Source organism: Micromonospora sp. S4605 (genome assembly GCF_003176715.1).
Taxonomy (GTDB): domain Bacteria; phylum Actinomycetota; class Actinomycetes; order Mycobacteriales; family Micromonosporaceae; genus Micromonospora; species Micromonospora echinaurantiaca.
Map to the genome: position 1 here is coordinate 1 of NZ_QGSW01000432.1, position 1434 is coordinate 1434.

3 protein-coding genes are annotated in these 1434 nt (G+C 69.7%); 1 reads left to right on the forward strand and 2 read right to left on the reverse strand.

Annotated elements, in window-relative coordinates; translation table 11 throughout:
- On the forward strand, positions 1-461 hold a 461-nt coding region (locus tag DLJ47_RS33335), incomplete at its 5' end, for a Gmad2 immunoglobulin-like domain-containing protein (protein ID WP_274703371.1).
- Positions 462-591: 130 nt separating this feature from the next.
- On the opposite strand, the gene DLJ47_RS33340 is transcribed toward DLJ47_RS33335, so the two are convergent.
- Positions 592-870, reverse strand: coding sequence for a hypothetical protein (locus DLJ47_RS33340; protein ID WP_199236106.1), 279 nt, complete (start codon positions 868-870; stop codon positions 592-594).
- 71 nt (positions 871-941) lie between these two features.
- Complete coding sequence (locus DLJ47_RS38005) at positions 942-1340, reverse strand: integrase core domain-containing protein (RefSeq protein WP_109906091.1); 399 nt, start codon at positions 1338-1340, stop codon at positions 942-944.
- Positions 1341-1434 lie beyond the last annotated feature (94 nt).

Consider the following 1434-nt stretch of genomic DNA (forward strand, 5'->3'; position numbering starts at 1 on the left):
CCCTCCCCCCGCTGCCCGCCGGGTCGGCGGCGACCCGGCGACTGCGCGAGGCCCAGGTCGTCTACACCCTCACCCAGTTCCCCACCGTGCGGCGGGTCCGGTTCGGTACCGGCGACCCGGTCGACCGCGCCGACTACGCCGACCTGCTCCCCGCGATCGTGGTGACCAGTCCCGTCGTCGGCCAGCGGGTCACCTCCCCGGTCACGGTCAGCGGCACCGCCGACGTGTTCGAGGCAACCGTCAACGTCCGGATCCTCGACGCCGCCGGCCGGGAACTCGCCACCACCTTCACCACCGCCACCTGCGGCACCGGCTGCCGCGGTGACTACCGGGTCGGCGTCCGCTACCGGCTCACCCGGGAACAGCGAGGCACCGTCGAGGTGTACGAGGTCTCCCCCGCCGACGGCAGCCGCACCAAGCTCGTCGCAGTGCCGGTCACGCTCGCCGCCACCGGCCGCTGACCGACGCGACGCGGAGTCCGGGTGGTGCCACACAGCGGACTGTGGGAGACGTCGCGTCTCCGGCCGGATGCGAACCAGCGATCCCCGGATCCGGCGGCGGTGAGCCGGTCGGATCGGGTGTTGCCCGAGGTCATCCGGCCTGCTGGCGTTCATTTCGGCCCGGTGCGGCTGCTGAATCTTGCTGCTGTACTGCTGGCGCCGGCCGCGAGGTCTGTCTGGTCCATCCGATGAAACGGCGGTGCAGCGCGCCGGCCGGCGTCCAGGGCATGTCCTCAGCGGCTTGGACGAGATAGGAGCCGAGGTAGAGGGCCAGCGACACCGGGGCGTCGGCGTACTCCGCCCGTAGCTCCCGCTTACGGGTCGGGCAGGGCCAGGGCAGGTCGCAGCCGCCGCAGCTCCAGATCGGCATGACCGGGGGCCACGTCGGCAAGACCGAGCGCCGTCTTGATCGACCAATTGTGACGCTGCGTGACGCCCGGGTCAGCGGCAGATCAGCGCCTCCTGTACTGGGAACAGGGTCGCCACTGAGCTTGCCCCGGTTTCCCGGACGGCTTGCCTGTGATGGTCAGGCCGCGGTTGCGGCCGGGGTGTGGTGTCGTTCGTAGTCGATTGGGACAAGTTGCCAAGGCTTGAGTGGCGTCGGCGTGGGTTGTACCAGGCCTCGATCCACTCGAAGATGGCGTTGGCCAACCCCTGGTGGGTAGCCCAGGGCTGGCGGTCGAGCAGCTCGAGCTGCATCGAGCCGAAGAACGACTCGACCAGCGAATTGTCGTAGCAGTCGCCGATGGAGCCCATCGAGCCGAGCAGCCCGGCCGACCGCAGCCGCTGCCCGAAGGCCCAGCTGGTGTATTGGGCGAGTTCAATCGGTCGTTGCAACACTGGGCTGTTTCAGGGAGCTTAGCTGCTCGGCGAAGACCTCGGCCGGGGTCTTCCAGCCAAGGCTCTTGCGAGGTCGGTTGTTGACCGCGAGGGC